22 protein-coding genes are annotated in these 22365 nt (G+C 74.1%); 7 read left to right on the forward strand and 15 right to left on the reverse strand.

Going from position 1 to position 22365, the window contains the following annotated elements; all coding sequences use genetic code 11:
• Positions 1-51: 51 nt before the first annotated feature.
• Positions 52-1248, reverse strand: coding sequence for an aromatic amino acid transaminase (locus ACFY0O_RS16585; protein ID WP_388947392.1), 1197 nt, complete (start codon positions 1246-1248; stop codon positions 52-54).
• Positions 1241-2248 (reverse strand): DMT family transporter, encoded by a 1008-nt coding sequence (locus ACFY0O_RS16590; protein WP_358894873.1) that lies wholly within the window; start codon positions 2246-2248, stop codon positions 1241-1243. Before ACFY0O_RS16590 ends, ACFY0O_RS16585 begins: the two co-directional genes overlap by 8 nt.
• Before the next feature lie 166 nt (positions 2249-2414).
• On the opposite strand from ACFY0O_RS16590, the gene ACFY0O_RS16595 reads away from it, so the two are divergent.
• Positions 2415-2897 (forward strand): Lrp/AsnC family transcriptional regulator, encoded by a 483-nt coding sequence (locus tag ACFY0O_RS16595; RefSeq protein ID WP_358894874.1) that lies wholly within the window; start codon positions 2415-2417, stop codon positions 2895-2897.
• Between the two features lie 12 nt (positions 2898-2909).
• Here the strand turns inward: ACFY0O_RS16595 and ACFY0O_RS16600 are convergent, their stop codons facing one another.
• Positions 2910-3824, reverse strand: coding sequence for a LysR family transcriptional regulator (locus ACFY0O_RS16600; RefSeq protein ID WP_388947393.1), 915 nt, complete (start codon positions 3822-3824; stop codon positions 2910-2912).
• A 73-nt stretch (positions 3825-3897) separates the two neighbouring features.
• Between ACFY0O_RS16600 and ACFY0O_RS16605 the strand changes: the two genes are divergently transcribed.
• A complete protein-coding gene (locus tag ACFY0O_RS16605) occupies positions 3898-5451 on the forward strand; it encodes an AMP-binding protein (RefSeq protein WP_388947394.1) in 1554 nt (517 codons plus the stop codon).
• Here the strand turns inward: ACFY0O_RS16605 and ACFY0O_RS16610 are convergent.
• The gene (locus ACFY0O_RS16610; RefSeq protein WP_388947395.1) at positions 5442-6404 is read right to left on the reverse strand and encodes a phosphotransferase family protein; all 963 of its coding nucleotides are present in this window, start codon (positions 6402-6404) and stop codon (positions 5442-5444) included. The genes ACFY0O_RS16605 and ACFY0O_RS16610 overlap by 10 nt on opposite strands.
• 81 nt (positions 6405-6485) lie before the next feature.
• Between ACFY0O_RS16610 and ACFY0O_RS16615 the strand changes: the two genes are divergently transcribed.
• Positions 6486-7247 (forward strand): GNAT family N-acetyltransferase, encoded by a 762-nt coding sequence (locus ACFY0O_RS16615; RefSeq protein ID WP_388947396.1) that lies wholly within the window; start codon positions 6486-6488, stop codon positions 7245-7247.
• 76 nt (positions 7248-7323) lie between these two features.
• On the opposite strand, the gene ACFY0O_RS16620 is transcribed toward ACFY0O_RS16615, so the two are convergent.
• Genes ACFY0O_RS16620 through ACFY0O_RS16630 form a run of 3 tightly spaced genes read right to left on the reverse strand, consistent with a single transcriptional unit; the run spans position 7324 to position 10148 of the window.
• Complete coding sequence (locus ACFY0O_RS16620; protein WP_388947397.1) at positions 7324-7839, reverse strand: O-acetyl-ADP-ribose deacetylase; 516 nt, start codon at positions 7837-7839, stop codon at positions 7324-7326.
• Positions 7839-9257: a phytoene desaturase family protein gene (locus ACFY0O_RS16625; protein WP_388947398.1), complete on the reverse strand. Its 1419-nt coding sequence runs from the start codon at positions 9255-9257 to the stop codon at positions 7839-7841. Before ACFY0O_RS16625 ends, ACFY0O_RS16620 begins: the two co-directional genes overlap by 1 nt.
• A gap of 39 nt (positions 9258-9296) precedes the next feature.
• Positions 9297-10148: an inositol monophosphatase family protein gene (locus ACFY0O_RS16630; RefSeq protein WP_388947399.1), complete on the reverse strand. Its 852-nt coding sequence runs from the start codon at positions 10146-10148 to the stop codon at positions 9297-9299.
• Positions 10149-10323: 175 nt separating this feature from the next.
• Here ACFY0O_RS16630 and ACFY0O_RS16635 point away from each other — a divergent pair, with 175 nt between their 5' ends.
• Positions 10324-11406, forward strand: a complete 1083-nt coding sequence (locus ACFY0O_RS16635; RefSeq protein WP_388947400.1) for a S1C family serine protease — start codon at positions 10324-10326, stop codon at positions 11404-11406.
• 15 nt (positions 11407-11421) lie between these two features.
• On the opposite strand, the gene ACFY0O_RS16640 is transcribed toward ACFY0O_RS16635, so the two are convergent.
• The 6 genes from ACFY0O_RS16640 to ACFY0O_RS16665 all read right to left on the reverse strand — a co-directional run bounded on the left by ACFY0O_RS16640 (position 11422) and on the right by ACFY0O_RS16665 (position 18695).
• On the reverse strand, positions 11422-12252 hold the full coding sequence (locus ACFY0O_RS16640; RefSeq protein WP_388947401.1) for an alpha/beta hydrolase: 831 nt from the start codon (positions 12250-12252) through the stop codon (positions 11422-11424).
• Between the two features lie 362 nt (positions 12253-12614).
• Complete coding sequence (locus ACFY0O_RS16645; RefSeq protein WP_388947402.1) at positions 12615-13631, reverse strand: TIGR03842 family LLM class F420-dependent oxidoreductase; 1017 nt, start codon at positions 13629-13631, stop codon at positions 12615-12617.
• Between the two features lie 13 nt (positions 13632-13644).
• Complete coding sequence (gene hydA / locus ACFY0O_RS16650; protein ID WP_388947403.1) at positions 13645-15045, reverse strand: dihydropyrimidinase; 1401 nt, start codon at positions 15043-15045, stop codon at positions 13645-13647.
• A 9-nt stretch (positions 15046-15054) separates the two neighbouring features.
• Positions 15055-16350 (reverse strand): aspartate aminotransferase family protein, encoded by a 1296-nt coding sequence (locus ACFY0O_RS16655; RefSeq protein ID WP_388947404.1) that lies wholly within the window; start codon positions 16348-16350, stop codon positions 15055-15057.
• Positions 16347-17189 (reverse strand): nitrilase-related carbon-nitrogen hydrolase, encoded by an 843-nt coding sequence (locus ACFY0O_RS16660; protein WP_388947405.1) that lies wholly within the window; start codon positions 17187-17189, stop codon positions 16347-16349. The genes ACFY0O_RS16655 and ACFY0O_RS16660 overlap by 4 nt, the downstream gene beginning before the upstream one ends.
• A 192-nt stretch (positions 17190-17381) precedes the next feature.
• Positions 17382-18695 (reverse strand): MFS transporter, encoded by a 1314-nt coding sequence (locus tag ACFY0O_RS16665; protein ID WP_388947406.1) that lies wholly within the window; start codon positions 18693-18695, stop codon positions 17382-17384.
• A gap of 179 nt (positions 18696-18874) precedes the next feature.
• Here ACFY0O_RS16665 and ACFY0O_RS16670 point away from each other — a divergent pair, with 179 nt between their 5' ends.
• Both ACFY0O_RS16670 and ACFY0O_RS16675 read left to right on the forward strand, forming a co-directional pair.
• Positions 18875-19336: a MarR family winged helix-turn-helix transcriptional regulator gene (locus tag ACFY0O_RS16670; protein ID WP_388947407.1), complete on the forward strand. Its 462-nt coding sequence runs from the start codon at positions 18875-18877 to the stop codon at positions 19334-19336.
• Positions 19337-19349: 13 nt separating this feature from the next.
• Complete coding sequence (locus ACFY0O_RS16675) at positions 19350-19772, forward strand: hypothetical protein (protein WP_388947408.1); 423 nt, start codon at positions 19350-19352, stop codon at positions 19770-19772.
• Between the two features lie 38 nt (positions 19773-19810).
• Here ACFY0O_RS16675 and ACFY0O_RS16680 read toward each other — a convergent pair whose 3' ends face one another.
• Positions 19811-20968 carry a hypothetical protein gene (locus ACFY0O_RS16680; protein WP_388947409.1) on the reverse strand — a complete coding sequence of 386 codons (1158 nt, stop codon included), beginning with the start codon at positions 20966-20968 and terminating at the stop codon, positions 19811-19813.
• A gap of 308 nt (positions 20969-21276) precedes the next feature.
• Positions 21277-21531: a helix-turn-helix transcriptional regulator gene (locus ACFY0O_RS16685; protein ID WP_358894890.1), complete on the reverse strand. Its 255-nt coding sequence runs from the start codon at positions 21529-21531 to the stop codon at positions 21277-21279.
• 64 nt (positions 21532-21595) lie between these two features.
• Between ACFY0O_RS16685 and map the strand changes: the two genes are divergently transcribed.
• Entirely contained in the window at positions 21596-22363 is a 768-nt protein-coding gene (gene map / locus ACFY0O_RS16690; protein ID WP_388947410.1) for a type I methionyl aminopeptidase, read from the forward strand.
• Positions 22364-22365 lie beyond the last annotated feature (2 nt).

The raw sequence follows: 22365 nt of genomic DNA on the forward strand, positions 1-22365 counted from the left end.
GTTCTATCCGGCCATTCTCCAGAGGCCTTCGACCTGCACCGCTCCGTCCGGTCAGCGGCCGGCGAGGACGCCCGCCACCGCGCGCGCGAGGCCGGGGATCCGGCCCGCCTCGATGCCCGCGATGTTGATCCGCCCGGCGGTGGTCCCGTAGACGGCGTACTCCCGGCGCAGCCGGAGCATCTCCTCGGGGGTCAGGGGCAGCATCGAGAACATCCCCCGCTGCCGCGCGAGCGAGGCCGCCTGCGCACCCCAGCCGAGCTCCGCCAGTTCTGCGGCGAGGCTCGTGCGGTGGGCCTCGATGCGGCTGCGCATGACCTCCAGCTCGGCCCGCCACACGGCCCGCAGCCCCTCGTCCTCCAGGACGGTGGTGACGACGGCGGCCCCGTGCTCGGGCGGCATCGAGTACAGGGTCCGGGCGGCGTTCTGCAGGGCCGTCTCGGCGTGCCGCACGGCCCGCTCCGAGGCGCCCAGGACGATGGCGCAGCCGGTGCGGTCGCTGTAGAGGCCGAAGTTCTTCGAACAGCTGACGGCGACGAGCATCTCCGGCACCCGCTCGGCGAGCAGGCGGGTGGCCCGCAGGTCGGCCTCCAGCCCGTCGCCGAGTCCGTGGTAGGCCAGGTCGACGAACGGCACCCAGCCGTCGCGGGCCGCCCGTGCGGCCAGGGCCTCCCAGTCCTCGGGCTCGGGGTCGACGCCGGTGGGGTTGTGGCAGCAGCCCTGGAGCAGCACCACGTCGTCGCGGGTGGCCGCCGCCAGGTCGCGCAGGACGCCGGCCGCGTCGAAGCGGCCCTCGGCGTCGCGCCAGCCGTAGGTGCGCACCTCCAGCCCGGCCGCCTCCAGGATGGGGCGGTGGTTGACGTACGCCGGGTCGCTGATCCACACGGTGGCGCCCGGGCGGGTGCGGCAGATCAGGTCGGCCAGCAGCCGCAGCGCGCCGGAGCCCGCGACGGTCTGGACGGCCGCGGCCCGGCCGGCCGGGCCCTGCGGGCCGGTGTCGCCGAGGACCAGGCTGAGCAGGGCCCGGTTGAAGGCGGAGTTGCCGGACAGGCCCCGGTACTCCTTGGACTCGGAGCGGTCGGCGAGGCGTATCTCCGCCTCGCGGACGGCGGCCATGACGGGCGTGCGGCCCGTGTGGTCGCGGTAGACGCCGAGCACCAGGTTCAGCCGCTCGGCCCGCTGGTCGGAGCCGAACTCGTACGTCAGGTCCCACAGCGGGTCGGTGGGCGGCGGGGGGAGGAGCTCAAGCATCTGCGGGGACCTCGGGACGGGGGCGGGCGGAGGGACGGGTCCGGGGACCGGGGCGCCGGTGGGCGAGGACGACACCGGCGGTGATCAGGGGGACGCCGACGAGTACGGCGGCGGTCGGGGACTCCCCGAGCACGGGGACGGCGAGCAGGACCACGGCGACGGGGCTGAGGCTGCCGACGGCGGAGCTGCGTTCGGCGCCGAGCCGGCGGATGGCGAAGGCGTACAGCAGGCCCGCGCACAGTCCGACGCCCAGCCCCTGCACCACGAGGAACAGGGCGATGTCGGCGCCCGCCGCGTGCGCCAGGCCCGTCGGGAGGACCCCGGTGAGGACCAGCAGCGCGATCACGGCGAAGGAGGGCAGGCAGAGCAGGCCGATCGAGCCGACGGGGTCGAGTTCCACCTCGCGCAGCCCCACGGTGTACAGGGCCCACAGGCCGCTGGCCACGAGCAGGGTGGCGGTCCCCTCCAGTACGGCGGCGTCGACGGGGACGACGTAGCGCCAGACCAGGGCCGCCACACCGGCCGCGATCAGCGCCAGCCCGGCCGCCTGGGCGCCCCGGGGGAGTCCGCGGCCGCGGGCGGCCATCAGGGCGGAGACGAAGAGCGGGACCATCCCGGGGACGATCGAGCCGACGAAGGCCGCGGAGGTCAGGGAGCCGCCGTGCATGGCCGCGAGGAAGAAGGGCACCCCGGCCCCGCAGACGATCTTCAGGGCGGCGCCGGGGCGGACCGCGGCGATCGCGCGCCTGCGCCGCCACAGGGCGGGGGCCAGGACGAGGACGGGGACGCCGAAGCGCAGCAGGGCGGCGTCGGCGGGCAGCAGGGTGGAGGCGCTCAGGGCGCGGGCGCTGAGCGCGAAGGCGGCCCAGATGGCCACGGTCACGGCCAGGGCGAGCATGCCCTGGCCGTTCGGGGAGAGCCCGAACCGGCCGGTGTCTCCGGCCGGCGGGCCCGCCGGTTCGACAGGCGCGGACGCGCCGGCGGTTCTGGTCGCGACCAAGGGATGCACTCCTGCCTGTGAGAGCGGACCGGTCCGGCCCGTTCACCGGCAACGTTAGGGCTTGGGCGGGGGCAGCCGATTGCCAGTTCTGCCGCTCGGACATACGTTTGGGGCAGGATCTGCCAAGAATCGCCGAAGAGGGCGCCGAGGAACCCCGGGAGTGGCCATGGACGCCGTCGACCTCCAGATCATCCGGGAGCTGCAGGCGGACGGGCGGCTGTCCAACCAGGACCTCGCCGACCGCGTGCGGCTGTCCCCCTCGCCGTGTCTGCGCCGGGTCCGCCGGCTGGAGGAGGCGGGGCTGATCCGCGGCTACACGGCGGTGGTGGACCAGGTGGCGTTCGGGCTGCCGATCACCGTCTTCGTCCGGATCCGCCTGGAGCGGCACACCAAGGAGGCGGTCGCCGAGTTCGAGCAGCACGTGGCGGTGATCGAGCACATCCAGGACTGCTATCTGATGGCGGGCAGCAGCGACTACCTGCTGCGCGTGGTGATCGAGGACCTGGAGGCGTACGAGGCCCTGGTCCGCCACCGGATCCACGCCATCCCCGGGATCGCCTCGATCGAGTCGAGCTTCGCGTTCGGCAGCGTCAAGCGGTCCCTCACCTACCCCCGGCCCACTCCGGGGGCCGCCGCACGGACCGTCTGACGGCTCCGGGCGTCAGGCCTTCCCGGCGGTGGGCGCCCCCGTGAAGTGGGCGACGGCGAAGGCGGCGAAGTCCCGGACGGCGGCGGGTGCGAAGGCCTCGCGGTCGCGGACCAGCCACAGCACCCGCCGGGCCCCGTCGTCCTCCAGCCGCGCCCAGGCCACGTCCGCGCGCAGACCGGCGTCCCGGGCCATCGCCGGGAGCAGGGCGACCCCCAGGCCCACGCCGACCAGGTCCAGGAGCGCGCCGGGCTCGTTCCCCTCGCAGACGACCGCCGGCCGCAGCCCGGCCCGGGCGAACAGCCGGTCGGCGAGTTCCCGCTGCCAGTGCCCCGGCCCGGGGGTGAGGAACGGCTCCCCCGCCAGCTCCGCCATGGCGACGTCCTCCCGCCCGGCCAGCCGGTGCCCGTCGGGCACGGCGAGCAGCACCTCCTCGCGCAGCAGCTCCACCGACTCCAGTCCCGATCCGGTGAGCGGCTCGGAGGCCAGGCAGAGATCCGCCTCCCGGGTGCGCAGCAGGTGCGCCATCGCGTCGGCGGGGCACTGGCGCAGCCGCAGGTCCATGCCCGGGCGGGCCCGGCGCCAGCCCGGCAGGAGCGCGGCCAGGGTCATCAGGGTCTCGGAGGCCACCGTCACGCCGCCGCTGCCGGCTCCGGCCGCCTCCGCCAGTTCCCGGCGGCCGTCCTCCAGTTCGGCCAGCGCCCGGTCGACGCGCCGCAGGAAGGCGGCACCGTGCCGGTTGAGGCGGATCCGGCGGCCGCGGCGCTCGAAGAGGTCCACGCCGAGTTCGGCTTCCAGGCGGGCGACGGTGCGGCTCACCGAGGGCTGGGCCACGCGCAGTTCGGCGGCGGCCCGGCTGATGTGCTCGTGGCGTGCGACGACCTGGAAGCAGCGCAGGGCGAGCAGGTCCATCGCGGTGTCCCCCTTCATAACCGTGTAGGCATCCTTACATGGCCGAACCGGTCTTGGACCGCATGAGCGGTGCGCTCCTAGCCTGCGGAACATGACCGATGACATGAGTTACGTGGAGGCCGTGCTGGAGGTGCTGGGGCGTGAGCCCGGGCGGGAGCTCCTGGTCCCCGCCGACGGACCCGCCGTCCGCGCCGGGGAGTTCCGTGCGGGGGTGCTGCGGACGGCGGCGGAGCTGGCGGAGCGCGGTGTCGGACGGGGCTCGTCCGTAGCGTTCCTGACGGGCAATCAGCCCGCGGCGCTCCTCGCCCGGTACGCGGTGAACCTGCTCGGCGCCCGGGTGGTGTTCCTGGGCGAGGGCATGGCGGCGCAGGCCCGGGCCCGGATCGCGCGCGGCGTCGACCCGGTGACGCTGCTCATGGCACCCGGCGCGGAGGCCGCCGCCGGGGAGCTCCTCGCCCGGGCGGCGGTGCCCTCCGTGCTGTCGCTGGGGCCCTCCCCCGACTTCGAGGACGTCACGGCGGCCGCGGCGCTGCGCCCGCCCCGGCCGGTGGCGGCCGCGGCCCGGCCCGGGGACGACTGGTGCGTCCGTTTCACCGGCGGCACCACCGGGATCCCCAAGGGCGTGCGGATGGCGCACGGCCCGTACGCCGCGATGCTGGCCCTCTACGCGGGCCGGATCCCGGCCGGGAGCCGGCCCCGGGCGCTCGCCTGCACCCCGCTCGCGCACATGGCCGGCATCCTGGCGGACATCACCCTCCTGGCGGGCGGCACGGTCGTGCTCCGGCCCGCCTTCGAGGCGGGCGAGGTGCTCGCCGCCCTGGCCCGTGAGCGCGTCACCGACATCTGGCTCCTGCCGCCCCTGCTCTACGAGCTGCTGGACCATCCGGACCGTCCGGCGGCCGACCTCTCCGCCCTGCGGCGCGTCTTCTACGGCGGCACCGCCGCTTCGGCGGGGCGGCTGCGGGAGGCCGCCCGGGCGTTCGGGCCGGTGCTGCACGGCTGGTACGGGCAGACCGAGGCGGGCAACATCGCCGAGGTGCTGCCGCACGAGCACGGGGTGACGGGCCCCGGGGGCCGGCCGACGGCGGGGCGGGCGGCACCCGGCGTCACCATCGGGATCCGCGGCGCGGACGGGCGGCCCCTGCCCGCCGGGGAGACCGGGGAGATCGTCGTGCGGACGCCGATGACGATGAGCGGGTACTGGCGGCAGCCCGCGGCGACCGCCGAGGTGCTGCGCGACGGCTGGATCCGTACCGGGGACGTCGGCTGCCTCGACGCCTCGGGGCACCTGTTCGTCGTGGACCGGCTCGGGGACCGGGTCGTCGTGGTCGGCGGGCACGTCCACCCGGCGGAGGTGGAGGAGCTGCTCCTCGCCCATCCCGCCGTCGCCCGCTGCGCGGTGTTCGGGGTGCGCCGGGAGGACGGGACCGAGGAGGTGCACGCCGCGGTCGTGCCCGTCCCGGGGCGGGACGCGGGAGCCGGGGTGATCCGGGCGTACGTGACCCGGCACAAGGGGGCGATGTACGCGCCCCGGGCCGTGCACACCGTGGACCGGATCCCGCTGACCGAGGTCGGCAAGCCGGACAAGCGGCTGCTGGCGGCGGTCCTGGGGGCGGCGGGCGGCCCGCCCCCGGCTCAGCCGTAGCGGGCGAAGAGGGCGTCGAGGTAGTCCTCCAGCCGGGCCGCCGTCACCGCCGGGGTGAGGTCGGTGCGGCCCAGCGCGCGCCAGGGCACGGCGACCTTCTCGGCGTCCGGGGCGAAGGCCAGCGCGTCGAGCAGCCGCCAGTAGAGGTGGTCGGCCGGGTCCTCGGCCAGGGTCCCGCCCGCCGCGAGGTAGCGGTCGGCGAAGGCCATGCCCGCCGGCACCCCGTGCAGCAGGGCCAGGGCGGTCGAGCAGTGGGCCACGTCGAGGTCGGCCGGGCCCCAGGAGGTCTCCACCCAGTCGACGACCCCGCTGATCCGCAGCTGCGCGCCGGTGCCCTCGAAGAGGACGTTGCCGGGGTGGAAGTCCCGGTGCAGGAAGCAGGCCCGGTGCCGCGGGGGTTCGCGGCGGATGACGTCCACGGCCCGCCGCCACAGCTCCGGCCGGCGGGTGTGCTCCGGCGCGCTCACCCGCTCGGGGGAGGTCCACGCCTGGTAGGCGCGGGGCCGGTCCCGCTCGTCCACCTCCAGCCGGTGGACGGACAGCAGCCGGCGGGCCATCAGCACGGCGCGCGGGTCCGCCTCCGCACCGTCGAGGCGGACGGTTCCCGGCAGCAGGGACATCAGCAGCGAGGGGTGGTCGCAGTGCTCGGCCGTCGCGTCCACGGCCACGAGGGCCGCGGCGGGCACGTCCGTGCCGCCGAGCAGCCGCAGGACGTCCGCCTCTCGCGTCAACAGCCCTTCGGCGGCCCGGAGGTAGAAGGGCCGCACGAAGGAACGCAGCACCAGGGACCGCGGGCCCGCCGCCCCGCCCGTCAGCTGAAGTCTGCGCATCCGCGAGGTCCATCCGCCCCGCAGCGGGGTCGCGCCTTCGACTCGCTCCCCGCCGGACAGCGTCTTCTCCACCCAGGCGCGCGTGGCGGCCCAGTCCTCTTCGGGCTCCGGTGACGTCTCCACGGCGCCACCCTAGTTGCACAGGCCACGGACCGGGGGAAAATTCGGCGGCGGTCACGGGGGCCGGGCGCCTACGCTCGCCCCATGGCCGGCTCGCAGATGCACCAGATCAACACCTTCCTCGCGGGCTTCGCACGCCGCAGGGCCGCGCGGACCGTCGCGTTCCCCGGCGGATTCGCCGCGCTCGACGACGAGTTCGCACTGTCCTACTCCAACAACCAGGTGGTCGTCGACGGGACGCCCGACCCCGAGGCGCTGCCGGCCCTGGCCGACGAGGTCATGGGACACCTGTCGCACCGCCTGATCACGGTCCTGGACGACGAGGCGGGCGAGGCCTGCGCCGGACCGCTGGTCCGGGCCGGGTACACCCGCTCCACCTATCTGGTCATGCTGCACCAGGGCCCCGTGCCGCCCGGCGGCGGGGCGCGGGAGGTGGACCTGGAGGCGCTCCGCGCGCCGCTGGCCCGCCGCTGGCGGGGCTATCTGCCCGACGTCGGCGAGGAGGTGATCCGCCAGCTCGTGGACCGGCGGGAGACCACCCGGCGCGGGGCGGACACCGTGCGGTTCATCGGGGCCCGCACCCCGGAGGGCGAGGTCGCCGCGTGGGCCGACCTCTACCTGGACCCGGCCTCGGGCACGGCCCAGATCGAGGACCTGATCACCTCCGAGCTCCACCTCAGGAGGGGCTACGCCGACGCGGTGCTGGCCACCGCCCTGCGCGGGGCCGCCGACGCGCACTGCGCCACCCGTTTCCTGATCGCCGACGCGGACGACTGGCCGCGCCACTGGTACGAGCGCCGCGGGTTCACGGCCATCGGCCGCCACCACGGCTTCGAGCGCACCTGACGCCGGCGCCCCGGCCGGTCCGGCCTCAGGCCGGGGCGACGAGCTGCCCCGAGAGCTCGCGGAAATTCGCCCGTTGTCAAGAAGAACCGATCGCCGCGGCGAACACCTCGTAGGCGCGCTCGTCGAACAGGACGAACCTGATCTCCTCGACCTCGGTCCCGGCACCCCGGACCGTCTCCACGGCGATGCGGGCGCCGTCGTCCATGGGCCAGCCGTAGATCCCGGTGGAGATGGCGGGGAAGGCCACCGTCCGCGCCCCCAGCTCGTCGGCGACCCGCAGCGACTCCCGGTAGCAGGAGGCCAGGAGCTCCGAACGGTCCTCCGTGCGCGACCAGACGGGGCCGACGGTGTGGATGACGTGCTGCGCCGGGAGGCGGCCCGCGGTCGTGGCGACGGCCCGGCCGGTCGGCAGGCCCTTGCCGTAGTGGGAGCGGCGCAGGTCCTCGCAGGCGGCGAGGATCTCGGGGCCGCCGCGCCGGTGGATGGCGCCGTCCACGCCACCGCCGCCGAGCAGCGAGGAGTTGGCGGCGTTGACCACCGCGTCCACCTCCTGTGCGGTGATGTCGCCCTGGACGAGGGTGATCCTGGCCATCACTGTCCCTTCCTGAGGTGGCGCCAGACCGCCTTGGCGGCGTTGTGCCCGGACATGCCGTGCACGCCGGGGCCGGGCGGGGTCGCCGAGGAGCAGAGGAACACCGCCGGGTGGGCGGTGGTGTACGGGGAGAGGGTGATCCTGGGCCGCAGCAGCAGCTGGAGTCCGGCGGCGGAGCCGCAGGCGATGTCCCCGCCCACGTAGTTGGGGTTGCGGGCGGCGAGCTGCGGCGGGCCGGCGGTGGCGCGGGCCAGCACCAGGTCGCGGAAGCCGGGGGCGAACCGCTCCAGTTGGCGCTCGACCGCCTCGGTGAGGTCGCCGTCCCAGCCCGCGGGGACGTGCCCGTACGCCCAGAAGACGTGCTTGCCCTCCGGCGCCCGGCCGGGGTCGGCCAGGCTGGGCTGGGCGGTGATCAGGAAGGGGTTGCGGGGGGCGCGGCCGCCCGTGGCCAGCTGGAGGGCGGCGTCGATGTCGCGGCTGCCGGGCCCGATCTGGACGGTGCCGGCCCGGCGGGGGGCCTCGGCGGTCCAGGGGACGGGGCCGTCCAGGGCGTAGTCGAGCTTGAAGGCGGCGGCCCCGTACCGGTAGCCGTCGTAGGCCCGGCCCAGCCGGGCGATCCTGGCCAGCGCGGTCGGGGAGGTGTCGAAGACGTACGCGCGGGCCGGCGGGAGGTCGTCGAGCCGTTTGACCTCGAAGCCGGTGTGGACGGCGCCGCCGAGGTCGGCGAGGTAGCCGGCCAGGGCGTCGGAGATCGACTGCGAGCCGCCGCGCGCCACCGGCCAGCCGCCCGCGTGCGCGGCCAGCGCGAAGACCAGGCCGACGGCGCCGGTGCCGATCCCGCTGAGCGGGGCGATGACGTGCGCGACGAGCCCGGCGAACAGGGCGCGGGCGCGGTCGTCGTGGAAGCGGCGCATCAGCCAGGTGGAGGGCGGCAGGCCGGTGAGGCCGAAACGGGCCAGCAGGAGCGGGTCCCGGGGCAGGGCGGTGTTCGGCAGGGACATGAAGTCCCGGGCGAGGGTGTCCCAGTGGCCGAGGTACGGCTCCACCAGGCGCCGGTACGCCCCCGCGTCCCGGGGCCCGAGGGAGGCCGCCGTCTCCGCGACGGAACGGGAGAGGACGGCGGCCGTGCCGTCGTCGAAGGGGTGCGCCATGGGCAGCGGGGCGTGCAGCCATTCCAGCCCGTAGCGCTTCAGCGGCATCGTCTTGAACACCGGGGAGCCGGCGCCCAGCGGGTGCACCGCCGAGCAGGGGTCGTGGCGGAAGCCGGGGAGGGTGAGCTCCTCGGTGCGGGCCCCGCCGCCGACCGATCCGGCGGCCTCGAACACGGCCACCGAGTGGCCCCGGCGTGCCAGTTCGACCGCGGCCGTCAGGCCGTTGGGCCCCGCCCCCACCACGACTGCGTCGAGAATCGACGGCACTGAGAGCTCCTTCGTCCGACGTCGGCCACTGCCCCCAGCCTAGGGGGTGGGGCTGGTGGCTCCTCGGTCCTCGCCGCGCAGCAGTTCGCGGATGCGGAGCGTGGTGGCCTGGTCACGGCCCACCGCGAACGGCAGGGCGTTGTCCCGGTCGATCCGGAACGGGACCCGGTCGACGGTGCTCTGCGCGCCCCCCGCCTCCGCCACCAGCAGCAGCCCGGCCGCGTGGTCCCAGGCGGAGGGCCAGGTGAAGGCCAGCGCGTCCATCTCGCCGCGCGCCACCCGCAGGTACTCCAGGCCCGCCGAGCCGCAGGGCCGGGCGGCGATGCCGGGCACGTCGAGGCGGGACAGGAAGCGCCGGTCCTCCTCGGAGGTGTACAGCGGGTGGGCGGTCGCCACCCGCAGATCGGCGCCGGGCTCGGGCGAACCGCTGCGGATCCGCTCGCCGTTGGCGTACGCGCCCTGCCCGCGCACGGCGGTGGCCAGCAGGTCCAGGGCCGGGGCGTAGGTCCAGGAGGCGAGGATCTCACCGTGCCGCGCGAGGGCGACGAGGGTGCAGAAGTGGGGGTCGCCCTCCACGAACTGCCGGGTGCCGTCGACCGGGTCGACGATCCACACGGGCGCGTCGCCGCGCAGTGCCGTGTAGACCTCCGGGTCGGCGTGCACGGCCTCCTCGCCGACGACGGCGGAGCCGGGCAGCAGCCGGCTCAGCGCGGCCGTGAGGTGCTCCTCGGCCTTGCGGTCCGCGACGGTGACCAGGTCGTGCGGGCCGTTCTTCTCGTCGACCTCGTGCTGGGCGAGCTGCCGGAACCGCGGCATGATCTCGACCGCCGCCGCCTTGCGGACGGCCTCTTCCACCTCGGGCAGGCCCTGGGCCAGGAACTCATCGATCATGCCCCCATCTCATCACGGCGGGCCGTCGGGACCCACCGCCCGCCCCCGACGTCCGGCGGGACACCGGGTGACGCCGAGGTGAACCCGGCCGTCCGGGCGTCGGCGAGACACCTTCCGGTGGCGGGGCTAGCCTGAAAACAGGGGTCGTCCGTGCGTGGAGAAAGGCGGCGGGCTCATGAAGGGACGCGCCGGGACCACCGTGGCGATCGCCACGATGGCGGTACTCGCAACCAGCAGCCATGGGATGGTGTTCGCCGACGACCTCTCCCCCAAGCAGATCTACGAACGGGCCGCACCTGCCACGGTGAAGATCACCGGCCCGAAGGGAAGCGGCAGCGGGATCATCTACGACGCCGCCAAGGGGCTCATCGTCACCAACGCCCACGTCGTTCAGGGGGAGCCCTCGTTGCGGGTCAAGGTGGAGGACCGGGCGCCCGTGAGCGCCCGTGTGCTCGGCATCGACCCCTGCGAGGACCTTGCGGTGCTGGCGTTCTCGTCCCCCCAACCGGACCTGAAGGAACTCAAGTTCGGCAAGAGCAAGGACGTCGCCTTCGCCGACAACGTGACCGCGCTCGGATATCCCGCCACGTTCGAGGAACAGGGGACTTCGCAGAAGCCCGTCTTCACCACGGGTGCCGTACAGAATCCTGACGTGAAGGACGCCGCCCCGGACCCGTCCTTGCCGCGCTACCCCTCCACGCTGCAGCACTCCGCCACCGTCAATCCCGGCAATTCCGGTGGTCCGCTGCTCAACGGCAAGGCCGAAGTGGTCGGGATCAACACGCTCGGCAACGGGAGCGCCGGAGTGGAGGGGCAGTTCTACGCCATCAGCAGTGACCACGCCCGGCCGCTGATCGACACGCTGGCCGCCGGCGAGAAGAGAAACGATCCCGGGTGGGAGCTGTCGTACCTGCACGACCCCGCGCTGCCCGACTCCTTCGTGGCGGAGGACGCCCCCGCGGTCGAGAAGATCCAGAAGCGGTTCCCGGACGTCGAAGGCATGATCGTCACGGAGGTGACCACCAACTCGGCCGCGCAGAAGGCGAAACTGCAGCAACTCGACGTCATCACCGAGATGAAGGACAACCCGGTGGCCTCCTACGCGGATGTCTGCGACGTGCTCCAGTCCGCCTCGCCGGGCGAGACGCTGCCGTTGACCGGCATCTACACCGAGGACTTCACCGACGAGACCGGCAAGAAGATCAAGGCGGGCGACACCTGGAACACCGACCTCGTCGTCGGCAAGGGCCGGCAGTAGCGGTCCCCCGGGGCGTCAGTCGTGGGCGGGGCCCTCGAGGTTCTTGGTGAACCACTGCAGGGCGTCCGGGATCATCTTCTTGAAGTCCGAGGTCAGATGCTTGCCGCCGGGCTGCTCGTAGTACTCGATGGCGACCGGCGGGGCCGCCTTGGCCATCCAGCTCTTGACCACACCCTTCTCGTACGCGTCCGCCCCGCCGGCCGTGACCAGCATCTTCACGTCGGCCTTGCCCTGGGCTACCAGCTGGTCGGGGCTGTTGGCCGCCTTCTCCGCCTCGTGCCCCTGCCACAGGCGCGAGTCCGGGACGAAGTAGCCGTCGATCGGCGCGGCGGCCCGGTAGACGTCCGGGTACTGCAGTGCGAGCTTGGCGCTGCAGAACCCACCCGTCGAGGCGCCCATGACGCCCCAGCTGTCGCGGCCCTTGAGGGTGCGGAAATGGGAACGGACCCAGTCCGGGATGTCCTGGGTCATCCAGGTCGCCATCTTGGGCTGGCCGGGGATGTCCGAGCAGTCCAGCGCCCTCTTCTCGTCGCTGCTGAAGTTCTGCACCGGCATGACCATGATGAACGGATGGGCCTTGCCCGCCTTGGCCAGCCGCACGTCCTCCTCCTGGATCGGCAGCTCGCTGCCGGCCCAGGTGTTGTAGCCGTTGCTCTGGCCGCCCGCGAACAGGGTCAGCACCGGGAAGCCGGTCTTGGCGTACGCGGGGTCGTTGTACTCGGGAGGGAGCCAGACCCACACCTGGCCGGTCACCCCGGACTTCGGTCCGGCCAGCCTGGTCACCATGATCGGGCCGACGGCGGTGTCCCGGGCCTTGGCCATGCTCACGGCCGGGCCGGTCGGCATCCGCACCCTCCCTTCGGCCGAGGGGGAAGGCGCGGCCGTTGCGGCGTGACTGCTCGCCGGTGTCGCAGTCCCTTTCCCCGTCCCTCCCTCGGGGCTCCCACAACCGACGAGCGAAACGGCCAGTGCCGCGACTGCGACGCCGGCCGTGACGGCATGCGAACGGGAAGGCTGTCCGAACACGGCGGGAACTCTCCAAGGTGCGGGGCGGAACGCCCGTACGGAATCGCACCTACAGCAGCTTTGCGACAGGGCCGCGAGGGGCAGAGTGCGTGTGACGTGGCATTTTAGCCCGCCCTCTTAGGCTTATCGGACAAGCCTCGTCGCCCACCCGGTGACCCGCGCCCGCCAACGAGCATGTGGAGTCAGTCGCGTAGTACCGGGATGATGTGCTGGCCGTACGCGTCGATGGTGGCCTCCCGGGCGTCGTGCATGGCGTAGACGGCGAACTGGTCGACTCCCAGGTCGCGCAGGGCGCGCAGCTTCCCGACGTGGGCTTCGGGCGGGCCCAGGAGGCAGAAGCGGTCGACGATCTCGTCGGGGACGAAGTCGGTGGACGGGTTCCCGGCGCGGCCGTGGTGGCTGTAGTCGTAGCTCTGGCGGGCCTTGATGTACTCGGTGAGTTCGTCGGGGACCATCCCCGAGTGCTCGCCGTAGCGGGAGACCAGGTCGGCGACGTGGTTGCCGACCATGCCGCCGAACCAGCGGCACTGGTCGCGGGCGTGGGCGAGGGCGGCCGGTGAGCCGTCGGCCGTGACGTAGGCGGGGGCCGCGACGCAGATGGTGACCGACGCCGGGTCGCGGCCGGCCGCCGCGGCGGCGTCGCGGACCGCCTTGACCATCCATTCCGTGAGGAAGGGGTCGGCTAGCTGGAGGATGAAGCCGTCGGCCTTCTGGCCGGTGAGGGCCAGGGCCTTGGGACCGTAGGCGGCCATCCAGACGGGGAGCCTGCCGTCCTTGATCCAGGGGATGCGGATGGGGTTGCCGTCGACGACCGCCTCGCGGCCCTCCGCCAGGTCGCGGATGACCTCGATGGCCTCGCCGAGGCGGGCCAGGGTGTTGGGGGCGCGGCCGGCGACCCGCATCGCCGAGTCCCCGCGGCCGATGCCGCAGACGGTGCGGTTGCCGTACATGTCGTTGAGGGTGGCGAAGGTGGAGGCGGTGACCTCCCAGGTGCGGGTGCCCGGGTTGGTGACCATCGGGCCGATGTGGAGCTTCCGCGTGTTGGCGAGGATCTGGCTGTAGATGACGAACGGCTCCTGCCACAGCACGGCGGAGTCGAAGGTCCAGCCGTAGCGGAAGCCGTTGCGTTCGGCCCGCTTCATCAGGCTGATCACCTGCGAGGCGGGCGGGTCGGTTTGCAGGACGAGGCCGAAGTCCATGCGGGGACTCTCCTTACAGGTACTGGCAGGTGGAGCGGTGGACGAAGGCCCCGTGGCCGGCCCGGCCGGTGTACTCGCGGCGGTCGATGACGAGTTCGCCCCGGGACAGGACCGTGTCGACGCGTCCGGTGATCCGCCTGCCCTCGTACGCCGAGTAGTCCACGTTCATGTGGTGCGTCTCGGCGGAGATGACCTGCTCGGCGTGCGGATCGTAGAGGACGATGTCGGCGTCGGAGCCCGGCGCGATGGTGCCCTTCTGCGGGTAGAGGCCGAACATCCGGGCCGGGGTCGCGCAGGCGATCTCGATCCAGCGGCGGCGGCTGATGTGCCCGTCCAGGACCGCCTGGTGGAGGAGGTCCATGCGGTTCTCCACCCCCGGCAGCCCGTTCGGGATCTTCGAGAAGTCGCCCCGGCCCAGCTCCTTCTGGCCCCGGAAGCAGAACGGGCAGTGGTCGGTGGAGACCACCTGGAGGTCGTTGGTGCGCAGCCCCCGCCACAGGGCCGCCTGGTGTTCGCGCGGCCTCAGCGGCGTGGAGCAGACGTACTTGGCGCCCTGGAAGTCCGGCTCGGCGAGGTTGTCGGTGGACAGGAACAGGTACTGGGGGCAGGTCTCGCCGAAGACCGGCAGGCCCTTGTCGCGGGCGGCGGCGAGTTCGGCGACGGCCTCTTCCGCCGAGACGTGGACCACGTAGAGCGGGGCGCCGGCCACCCGGGCGAGCTGGATCGCCCGGTGGGTGGCCTCGGCCTCCAGGAGCACCTTGCGGACCTCGCCGTGGTGGCGCGGGTCGGTCTCGCCGCGGGCGAGGGCCTGTTCGACGAGGACGTCGATGGCGATGCCGTTCTCCGCGTGCATCATGATCAGCCCGCCGTTGCCGGAGGCCCGCTGCATGGCGCGCAGGATCTGTCCGTCGTCGCTGTAGAAGACGCCCGGGTAGGCCATGAACAGCTTGAAGGAGGTGACGCCCTCGCCGACGAGGTGGTCCATCTCCTTCAGGGTGTGTTCGTTGACGTCCGAGAGGATCATGTGGAAGGCGTAGTCGATCGCGCAGTTGCCGTCGGCCTTGTCGTACCAGGTGTCGAGTCCCTCGCGCAGGGAGCGGCCCACGCTCTGGACGGCGAAGTCGACGATCGTGGTCGTGCCGCCCCAGGCCGCGGCGCGGGTGCCGGTCTCGAAGGTGTCGGAGGCGGAGGTGCCGCCGAACGGCAGCTCCATGTGGGTGTGGGCGTCGACACCGCCCGGGATGACGTACCTGCCGCTCGCGTCGATCGTGCGGTCGGCCGTCCAGGCTCCGGCGGCGGCCGAGCCGGTGGCGGCGAGGGCCGCCACGCGGCCGTCCTCGATGAGGACGTCCGCGTGGAGCTCGTCGGCGGCGGTGACGACCAGGCCGCCTCTGATCAGGGTGCGGATGCTCATTCGGTCCCCCTACTCGATGCTGCGGAGCGCCTGTCCGAGGATCTCGGCCCCCTCTTCCGCCTCGGCGACGGTGAGGGAGAGCGGCGGCGCGATGCGCAGCACGCTGGTGTCGTGTCCGCCGCCCTTGCCGATGAGCAGGCCGCCCGCGCGGGCCGCCTCCAGGACGGTGGCGGCCGCCTGCGGGTCGGCGCGGTCGGTGCCGGGCTCGGTGAGCTCCAGTCCGGCCATCAGGCCCCGGCCGCGGACCTCCCGTACGGCGGGCGAGGCGGCGGCGAGGGCGCGCAGCCGCTCCAGGAGGAGGCCGCCGACGCGGCGGGCGTTGCCCTGGAGGTCGTGGTCCAGGAGGTAGGCGAGGTTGGCGAGGCCGGCGGCCATCGTCACCGGGGAACCGCCGAAGGTGGAGATGGAGTTCGCGTCGAGGCAGTTCATCACCTCGGCGCGGGCGACGACCCCGCCGATGGACATGCCGTTGCCGATGCCCTTGGCGAAGGTGAGCATGTCGGGCGGGCCGCTCTGCGCGTGGGCCTGCCAGCCCCAGAAGTGGTCGCCGGTGCGGCCCCAGCCGGTCTGCACCTCGTCGCTGATCCAGAGGATGCCGTGCCGGTTGAGGACCTCGCGGAAGGCCCCGTAGAGCCCGTCGGGGGGTGAGGTGAAGCCGCCGACGCCCTGGACCGGTTCGGCGATGAGGGCGGCCACTCCCCCGCGGGCCTGGCCGAGCACGTCCTCCAGGTCGGCGACGGCCGCGGCGGTGAAGGCGGCGTCGTCGAGGGCGGCGAAGGGGCCGCGGGTGCGGACGGCGCCGTGGACGTAGTACGTCTGGAGCGGGGAGAGGCTGGTCGGGGACCAGCCGCGGTTGCCGGTGATGCCGACGGTGGAGAAGGACCGGCCGTGGTAGCTGTTGCGCATCGCCAGGATCTGGTTGGAGCGGCGGTACGTGGTGGCGAGCAGCAGGGCGGCGTCGTTGGCCTCGGTGCCGGAGGTGGTGAAGAAGACCCGGGCGTCGGGGATGCCGGACAGGGCGGCGGTCCGTTCGGCCAGCTCGATCATGGGCCGGTTGAGGTAGAGGGTGGAGGAGTGGATGATCCGCCCGGCCTGCTCGGAGACGGCCTTGGTGACCTCGGGCAGGGCGTGGGCGGTCATGGTGGTGAGGATGCCGCCGAAGAAGTCGAGGTACCGGTTGCCGTCGGCGTCCCAGACGTGGCGGCCCTCGCCGTGGGTGAGCTCGATGGGGCGGTCGTAGTAGAGCGCGAGCCAGTCGGGCAGGACGGTGCGGTGGCGGCTGTGCAGGGGGGTGGGGTTGGTCACGGCTGAACGAGCCCTCCGTAGGCGTCGGGGCGGCGGTCGCGGTAGAAGGCCCACTGGTCGCGGACCTCCTTGATCAGGTCGAAGTCGAGGTCCCGGACGAGGAGTTCCTCCTCCTTGTCGCTGGCGACCTCGCCGACGAACTGGCCCCGGGGGTCGACGAAGTAGCTGGTGCCGTAGAAGTCGTTGTCGCCGTACTCCTCCTGGCCGACGCGGTTGATGGCGGCGACGAAGTACTCGTTGGCGACGGCGGACGCCGGCTGTTCCAGCTGCCACAGGTAGGCGGACAGGCCGCGGGAGGTGGCGGACGGGTTGTAGACCAGCTGGGCCCCGGCCAGGCCGAGTTGGCGCCAGCCCTCGGGGAAGTGGCGGTCGTAGCAGATGTAGACGCCGACGCGGCCGACGGCGGTGTCGAAGACGGGCCAGCCGAGGTTGCCGGGGCGGAAGTAGTACTTCTCCCAGAAGCCCTTGACCTGGGGGATGTGGTGCTTGCGGTACTTGCCGAGGTAGCTGCCGTCGGCGTCGATGACGGCGGCGGTGTTGTAGTAGAAGCCCTCGCTCTCCTTCTCGAAGACCGGGACGACGATCACCATCCCGGTCTCGCGGGCCAGTTCCTGCATCCGGCGGACGGTGGGGCCGTCGGGGACGGGCTCGGCCCAGCGGTAGTGCTCGGGCTCCTGGACCTGGCAGAAGTAGGGGGCGTTGAACACCTCCTGGAAGCCGATGATCCGCGCGCCCTGGGCGGCCGCCCTGCGGGCGTGCTCCTCGTGCTTGGCGATCATCGACTCGGTGTCTCCGGTCCAGGTGGCCTGGACGAGTGCGGCGCGGACGACTTGGGCCATGAGCTGCTCCTCGCGACGGTACCGCCGACTTCTACGCACGTAGACGGTGTGCGTAGGGAGTCGAAGGTAGGCCCCGGTTCAGCGTGGGGCAAGAGCGCCGTGCGCGGTTGGAGTAGTCGATCAAGTTACGTCGCCGGGCGGTCGTCCGCGGTTGTTTGCGGTCACCCGATGGACGTTTGGCGCGGGGTGGGATCAGCCGGATCCGGCGGTGCGCATCCGGCCGTACGCGTAGACGCAGCCGGCCAGCGCGAGGTCGGACAGCAGCATGAAGCCGATGGAGTAGGAGGACTGGGCGCTGTAGACGGCACCCATGACCAGCGGCGGGACGAAGCCGCCCAGGCCGCCCACGGCGCCCACGATCCCGGTGACGCTGCCGACGCTCGGCTGCGGGGTCACCCGGGAGACCAGGGCGAACACGGCGCCGCCGGCCGTGCCCAGTCCGGCGGCCATGAGGAGCAGGCAGACCGTGGCGGTGGGCACCAGCGCCGGGTCGAAGGCCTGGAGGACCGCGAGGACGGCCACCGCGCCCAGCGCCCAGGCCGTCACCACGGCCGGGTGGACCCGGTCCGCCAGCCAGCCGCCGATCGGCCGGAACACCACGGTGACCAGGGCGAATCCGGCGGCCCTGGTGCCGGCGTCGGTCGCGCCGAGGCCGTACCAGGTCTTGAGGTAGGTCGGCAGGTACACCCCGAACGCCACGATCCCGCCGAAGCCGATCGCGTACAGGGCCGACAGTTCCCACGTCACGCGCAGCCGGCCGGCGGCGGCCAGCCGGGCGGCCAGGGGGGTCGTCGGCACGGGCCGTCCGGGCCGGTCGCGCAGCAGGAGGGCGGCGAGCAGGGCGTACCCGGCCAGGGCGGCGGCCAGGACGAGGAACGGCAGGTTCTCGCCGTGCCGGTACATCCGCGGAGTGAAGTAGCCCGACAGGGCGACGCCGCCCGTGCCCATGCCGAAGACGCCGAGGGCCGCGCCGCGGTGCCGGGGCGGGAACCAGGAGTTGACCAGGGGGACGCCGATGGCGAAGGTCGTGCCGCCCAGGCCCAGGAGGAAGCCGACCGCGAGCAGGGCCCCGTACGAGCCCTTGGCGGGAACGAGCAGCAGGACGGGCACGATGGTCAGGGCGCTGACCAGCGGGAACATCCGCCGGGCGCCGAAACGGTCGGTCAGGGCCCCGACCGGCACCCGGCCGACCGAGCCGACCAGGACGGGCAGGGCGACCAGCACGGACTGGGCGAGGGAGCTCATGTGCAGCCGCTCGTCGAGATCGCTCGCCAGCGGGGCGACGAGGTCCCAGGCCCAGAAGGTGAGGGTGAACCCGACGGTGGCGACGGCGAGGTTGAGCCAGGCGGCGGACGAGGGCCGCTCCGCCCCGGGAGCGGGTCCGGCCGCGGCGGGGGCGGCGGGGGCGGCCGGGCCGCCTGCGGCCCGGCCGGGTGCGGCCGGCCCCGGTGCGGTGGGTCCGCCGCCCGTCGCGGCGGCGACTTCCGTGTCCTCGTGACCGGCCATCGGCACGCTCCCAGACCGCCGCTCGGGCATCGGGCGAGCCGGTCGGGCCCGCGGAGTGCGGTGACGCCCCTCATGGTCGGCGCCGGCGGGCGGGGGCGCATCTCGGCCGCGACCGGGGCGGAGACCCCGGTACTTACTGTTGTCTTGACAACAGTTGTCGCGGCATGCAGCCTGGAGGAGTGACAGAACGGACCAGTGGACTGCGCGACCACCTCGGGTACTGGCTGCGCCGGCTCTCCGACGAGGTGCACGGCCGCTTCGAGCGGCAGCTCGCCGAGCACGGCGTGACCGTCTCGCAGTGGGCGGTGCTCATCACCGTCCACCGCGGGGACGCCACGACCACCCGGGAGGTGGCCCGGTACGTCGACATCGACGCCGGAGCCGTCTCCCGGCTGGTCGACCGGCTGGCTGCCAAGGGCCTGATGGCCCGCGAGCCGGACCCGGCGTCCCGGCGCACCCTGCGCCTGACCCTCACCGAGAGCGGCCGCGACCTCGTGCCGCGGCTCGCGGAGATCGCCGACCGCAACGACGCCCACTTCTTCGCCGCGCTCGCGCCCGACCGGCGCCGCCACCTGGAGGACTGGATCCGCGCCCTGGTGGACGAAGGGCGGCGCGACCACGCGGCACCCCCCTCCCCCTGAAAGGGGCCCCATCATGAACATCCTGCCGACCACCGCCCGCTCGGTGACCAAGACCGTCGGCATCCGGCGCACGCCCGGGGCCGTCTTCGACTTCGTGGCCGATCCGGCGAACTGGCCCGCCTGGGCCGTCGTCAACGTCCAGGCCGTCGAGGCCACCGACGACCCCGACTGGTGGCTGATGACCACCCCCCGCGGCACCGCCCGGCTGAGGATCCGGGGCGACGCCGCACTGGGGGTGCTCGACCACGACTACGTGGACGCCGAGGCCGCCTGGCGGGTCCCCGCCCGCGTGGTGCCGAACGGCGAGGGCGCCGAGTTCATGATCACCTTCTTCCAGCCGCCCGGCTTCACGGACGCGTCCTTCGACGAGCAGACCGCCCTGGTCGACACCGAGCTCGCCGAACTCAAGCGGGTCCTGGAGGCGGCCGCGCCGTAGTGGCCCGGACCGCTCCCGGACGCGCTCCCGGGTGCCCCTCAGGCCGCCGGGAGCCCGGCCGCGCGCAGCGCGTGGGCGAGGTCGCGGTGGCGGTTGGCGGAGAGGGCGCGGGCGGCCCGGAGCAGGCGGGGGGTGAGCCAGTGCGGGTCGTGGCGGGCCAGGGCGGCGGTCTCGTCGGCGGTGCGCAGCCGGACGTAGGCCTCCAGCAGGGCCCGGGTCTCGCGGTCGTGGCCGGCCGCGCCGAGGGCGAGGGCGGTCGCGGCGACCTCGACGGCCGGGCGCGCCACGCCCTGGCGCAGCAGCCGGGCCGCGTCGTCCTCCCGGCCGGCCTCCCCCAGGGCCCCGGCGGCCGCGGCGAGCCGGTCCGGCGGGAGTGAGGCGGCCTCCCACAGGAGGGTGGCCCAGTCGGCGGCCAGCCCGGCGTGCCCGAGCTCCTCGGCGAGGCCGGGCAGCTCCCCGGGCGGCCACAGGGCCGCCTCGCACAGCAGGGCGTGCGCCTCGCCACTGCGCCCCTGCGCCCGCAGTGTGAGCAACCCATCCACGAAGGCCCCCCGCGGGCCCCCGGCGGCCACCGCCCCCACGGGCCCGGCCCCGGGCGGCACGGCCCCCGCAGACGCGGCGCTGGCGGGCGCGGAGCCGGTGGGGTCGGCAGTGGGCGGGGGCTCGTGTGGGGCGGGCTGCGGGGTGAGGGGCGCGGCGGGTGGGGCGGTCGGTCGGGGGGTGGGGAACGGGGCGCGCTGGCGGGGGACGGCCGGGAGCGGGAGGGCGGAGAGCCGGGCCTGGAGGTCCGCCTGCCGGGACGCCGCCCGGACGGCGTCGTCGTGGGTCCACGCCAGTTCGCGGGACAGGGTCTGCGCCCGCTCCGGATCGGCCGTGGCGTCGAGCCGCGCGGTCAGGGTCCGCACGGCCTCCTCCGCGGCGGCCCGCTGCTCGGCCGCCGTGGCCAGCAGGCTCCGCAGCTCCCGCGCCCCCTCGGGCCGTACGTCCCACACGGCGACGGCGGCGGCCCGCAGCCCCGCCGCGTACGCCGCTTCCCGCGCGGTGGTCCCCGGCGCCCCCGGCAGGTCCAGCAGGAGGGACTCCAGTACGTCCCACGGCGGTAGGGCGACCCCGTCGAGGCAGGCCCGCATCCCCTCCGGGTCCCGCCGCAGGAACTCCCCGTACCAGCCGGCCCCGGGGTCCAGTCTCCGCGTCAACTCCCGTAAGTATGCGGTGAGTTGACCGATCACGAGCGCAGTCGGCGTCTCCATCCCCGCAGTGCACCGCACCAGCGTTACGGGCGCGCTACGGGAGTCTCAAACCTTGACGGCGAGCCCGCGTCCGCCGGAGTGGAGCAGGCGGCGGCCAGCAGGCCGGCCGCCAGGACGGCACCGAGGAGCGCGAGACCGAGCCGCTTGGACGAGTTCCTGGTCGACACGCCTCCACCCTTGCCCCGGACCGGACCGCACCGATCACCCGTTGCGCCGTCCGGCCGCCGGAGACGACCCCCGAGGGGCCCCGGGCGTCAGGCGGCCGGGACCAGTGCGCAGCGACGGATGACCTCGTCCAGGGAGAGGCCCAGCGTCCCGGCCAGGGCCGCCACCGTGAAGAAGGCGGGGGTCGGCGCCCGGCCCGTCTCGATCTTGCGCAGGGTCTCGGGCGAGAGGCCGGCGCCGGCGGCGACCTCGACCATGCTGCGGCCGCCGCGCGCCTCGCGCAGCAGCGCGCCCAGCCGCTCGCCGCGCTCACGCTCTTCCGGGGTCAGGGGGGTTCGCACCATGCCCCCATCCTACCCCGCGCGCCCATAACTATCCCGTTAAACTTATACCGGTATAGTTATCGGCATGGTGCACTTGAAGACAGACCGAGCGATCGACGAGATGCGTGCCGCGGGCCGAGTGGTGGCGCACGCCCTGACGGCCGTACGGGAGGCGGCCCGCGTCGGGGTCTCCCTCCTGGAGCTGGACGCGGTGGCCCGCGCCGTCCTGCGCGAGGCGCGGGCCACCTCCCCCTTCCTCGGCTACCGCCCCCACTTCGCGCCGGTGCCCTTCCCGGGGGTCGTCTGCGCCTCGGTGAACGACGCGATCGTGCACGGGGTCCCGGGCGGCTACCGGCTGCGCGAAGGCGACCTGGTCAGCATCGACTGCGGGGCCAGGCTGCGCGGCTGGGTCGGGGACGCGGCGGTCAGCTTCAGCGTCGGCCGGGCCCGCCCCGCCGACCTGCGGCTGATCGCCACCGCCGAGGCGGCCCTCGCGGCCGGCATCGCCGCCGCCGTCCCCGGCAACCGGATCGGCGACATCGCGCACGCCGTCGGCAGCGTCTGCCGCGCCGCCGGCTACGGCATCCCGGAGGGCTTCGGCGGGCACGGCGTGGGCCGGAGCATGCACGAGGACCCCGGCGTCCCCAACGAGGGGCCGCCGGGGCAGGGCATGCGGCTGCGCCCCGGCATGGTCCTGGCGATCGAGCCGATGCTGATCGCGGGCGGCGGGGACGACTACGTCTGCGACCCCGACGGCTGGACCCTGCGCACCACCGACGGCTCCCGCGCCGCGCACGTGGAGCACACGGTCGCGATCACCGCCGGCGGCCCCAGGATCCTGACGGCGCCGTAAGG

The sequence above is a fragment of the Streptomyces sp. NPDC001594 genome, from assembly GCF_042893675.1.
Lineage (GTDB): Bacteria > Actinomycetota > Actinomycetes > Streptomycetales > Streptomycetaceae > Streptomyces.

Bases quoted from the DNA above. Each gene is read 5' to 3' on its own strand.
- ACFY0O_RS16615 (WP_388947396.1), top strand. From the start codon at position 6,486: ATGGCCGGCTCGCAGATGCACCAGATCAACACCTTCCTCGCGGGCTTC.
- ACFY0O_RS16620 (WP_388947397.1), bottom strand. From the start codon at position 7,839: ATGGCCAGGATCACCCTCGTCCAGGGCGACATCACCGCACAGGAGGTG.
- ACFY0O_RS16665 (WP_388947406.1), bottom strand. From the start codon at position 18,695: ATGGCCGGTCACGAGGACACGGAAGTCGCCGCCGCGACGGGCGGCGGA.
- ACFY0O_RS16595 (WP_358894874.1), top strand. From the start codon at position 2,415: ATGGACGCCGTCGACCTCCAGATCATCCGGGAGCTGCAGGCGGACGGG.
- ACFY0O_RS16605 (WP_388947394.1), top strand. From the start codon at position 3,898: ATGACCGATGACATGAGTTACGTGGAGGCCGTGCTGGAGGTGCTGGGG.
- ACFY0O_RS16630 (WP_388947399.1), bottom strand. From the start codon at position 10,148: ATGATCGATGAGTTCCTGGCCCAGGGCCTGCCCGAGGTGGAAGAGGCC.
- hydA (WP_388947403.1), bottom strand. From the start codon at position 15,045: ATGAGCATCCGCACCCTGATCAGAGGCGGCCTGGTCGTCACCGCCGCC.
- ACFY0O_RS16640 (WP_388947401.1), bottom strand. From the start codon at position 12,252: ATGCCGACCGGCCCGGCCGTGAGCATGGCCAAGGCCCGGGACACCGCC.
- ACFY0O_RS16600 (WP_388947393.1), bottom strand. From the start codon at position 3,824: ATGAAGGGGGACACCGCGATGGACCTGCTCGCCCTGCGCTGCTTCCAG.
- ACFY0O_RS16685 (WP_358894890.1), bottom strand. From the start codon at position 21,531: ATGGTGCGAACCCCCCTGACCCCGGAAGAGCGTGAGCGCGGCGAGCGG.
- ACFY0O_RS16645 (WP_388947402.1), bottom strand. From the start codon at position 13,631: ATGGACTTCGGCCTCGTCCTGCAAACCGACCCGCCCGCCTCGCAGGTG.
- map (WP_388947410.1), top strand. From the start codon at position 21,596: ATGGTGCACTTGAAGACAGACCGAGCGATCGACGAGATGCGTGCCGCG.
- ACFY0O_RS16660 (WP_388947405.1), bottom strand. From the start codon at position 17,189: ATGGCCCAAGTCGTCCGCGCCGCACTCGTCCAGGCCACCTGGACCGGA.
- ACFY0O_RS16675 (WP_388947408.1), top strand. From the start codon at position 19,350: ATGAACATCCTGCCGACCACCGCCCGCTCGGTGACCAAGACCGTCGGC.
- ACFY0O_RS16635 (WP_388947400.1), top strand. From the start codon at position 10,324: ATGAAGGGACGCGCCGGGACCACCGTGGCGATCGCCACGATGGCGGTA.
- ACFY0O_RS16585 (WP_388947392.1), bottom strand. From the start codon at position 1,248: ATGCTTGAGCTCCTCCCCCCGCCGCCCACCGACCCGCTGTGGGACCTG.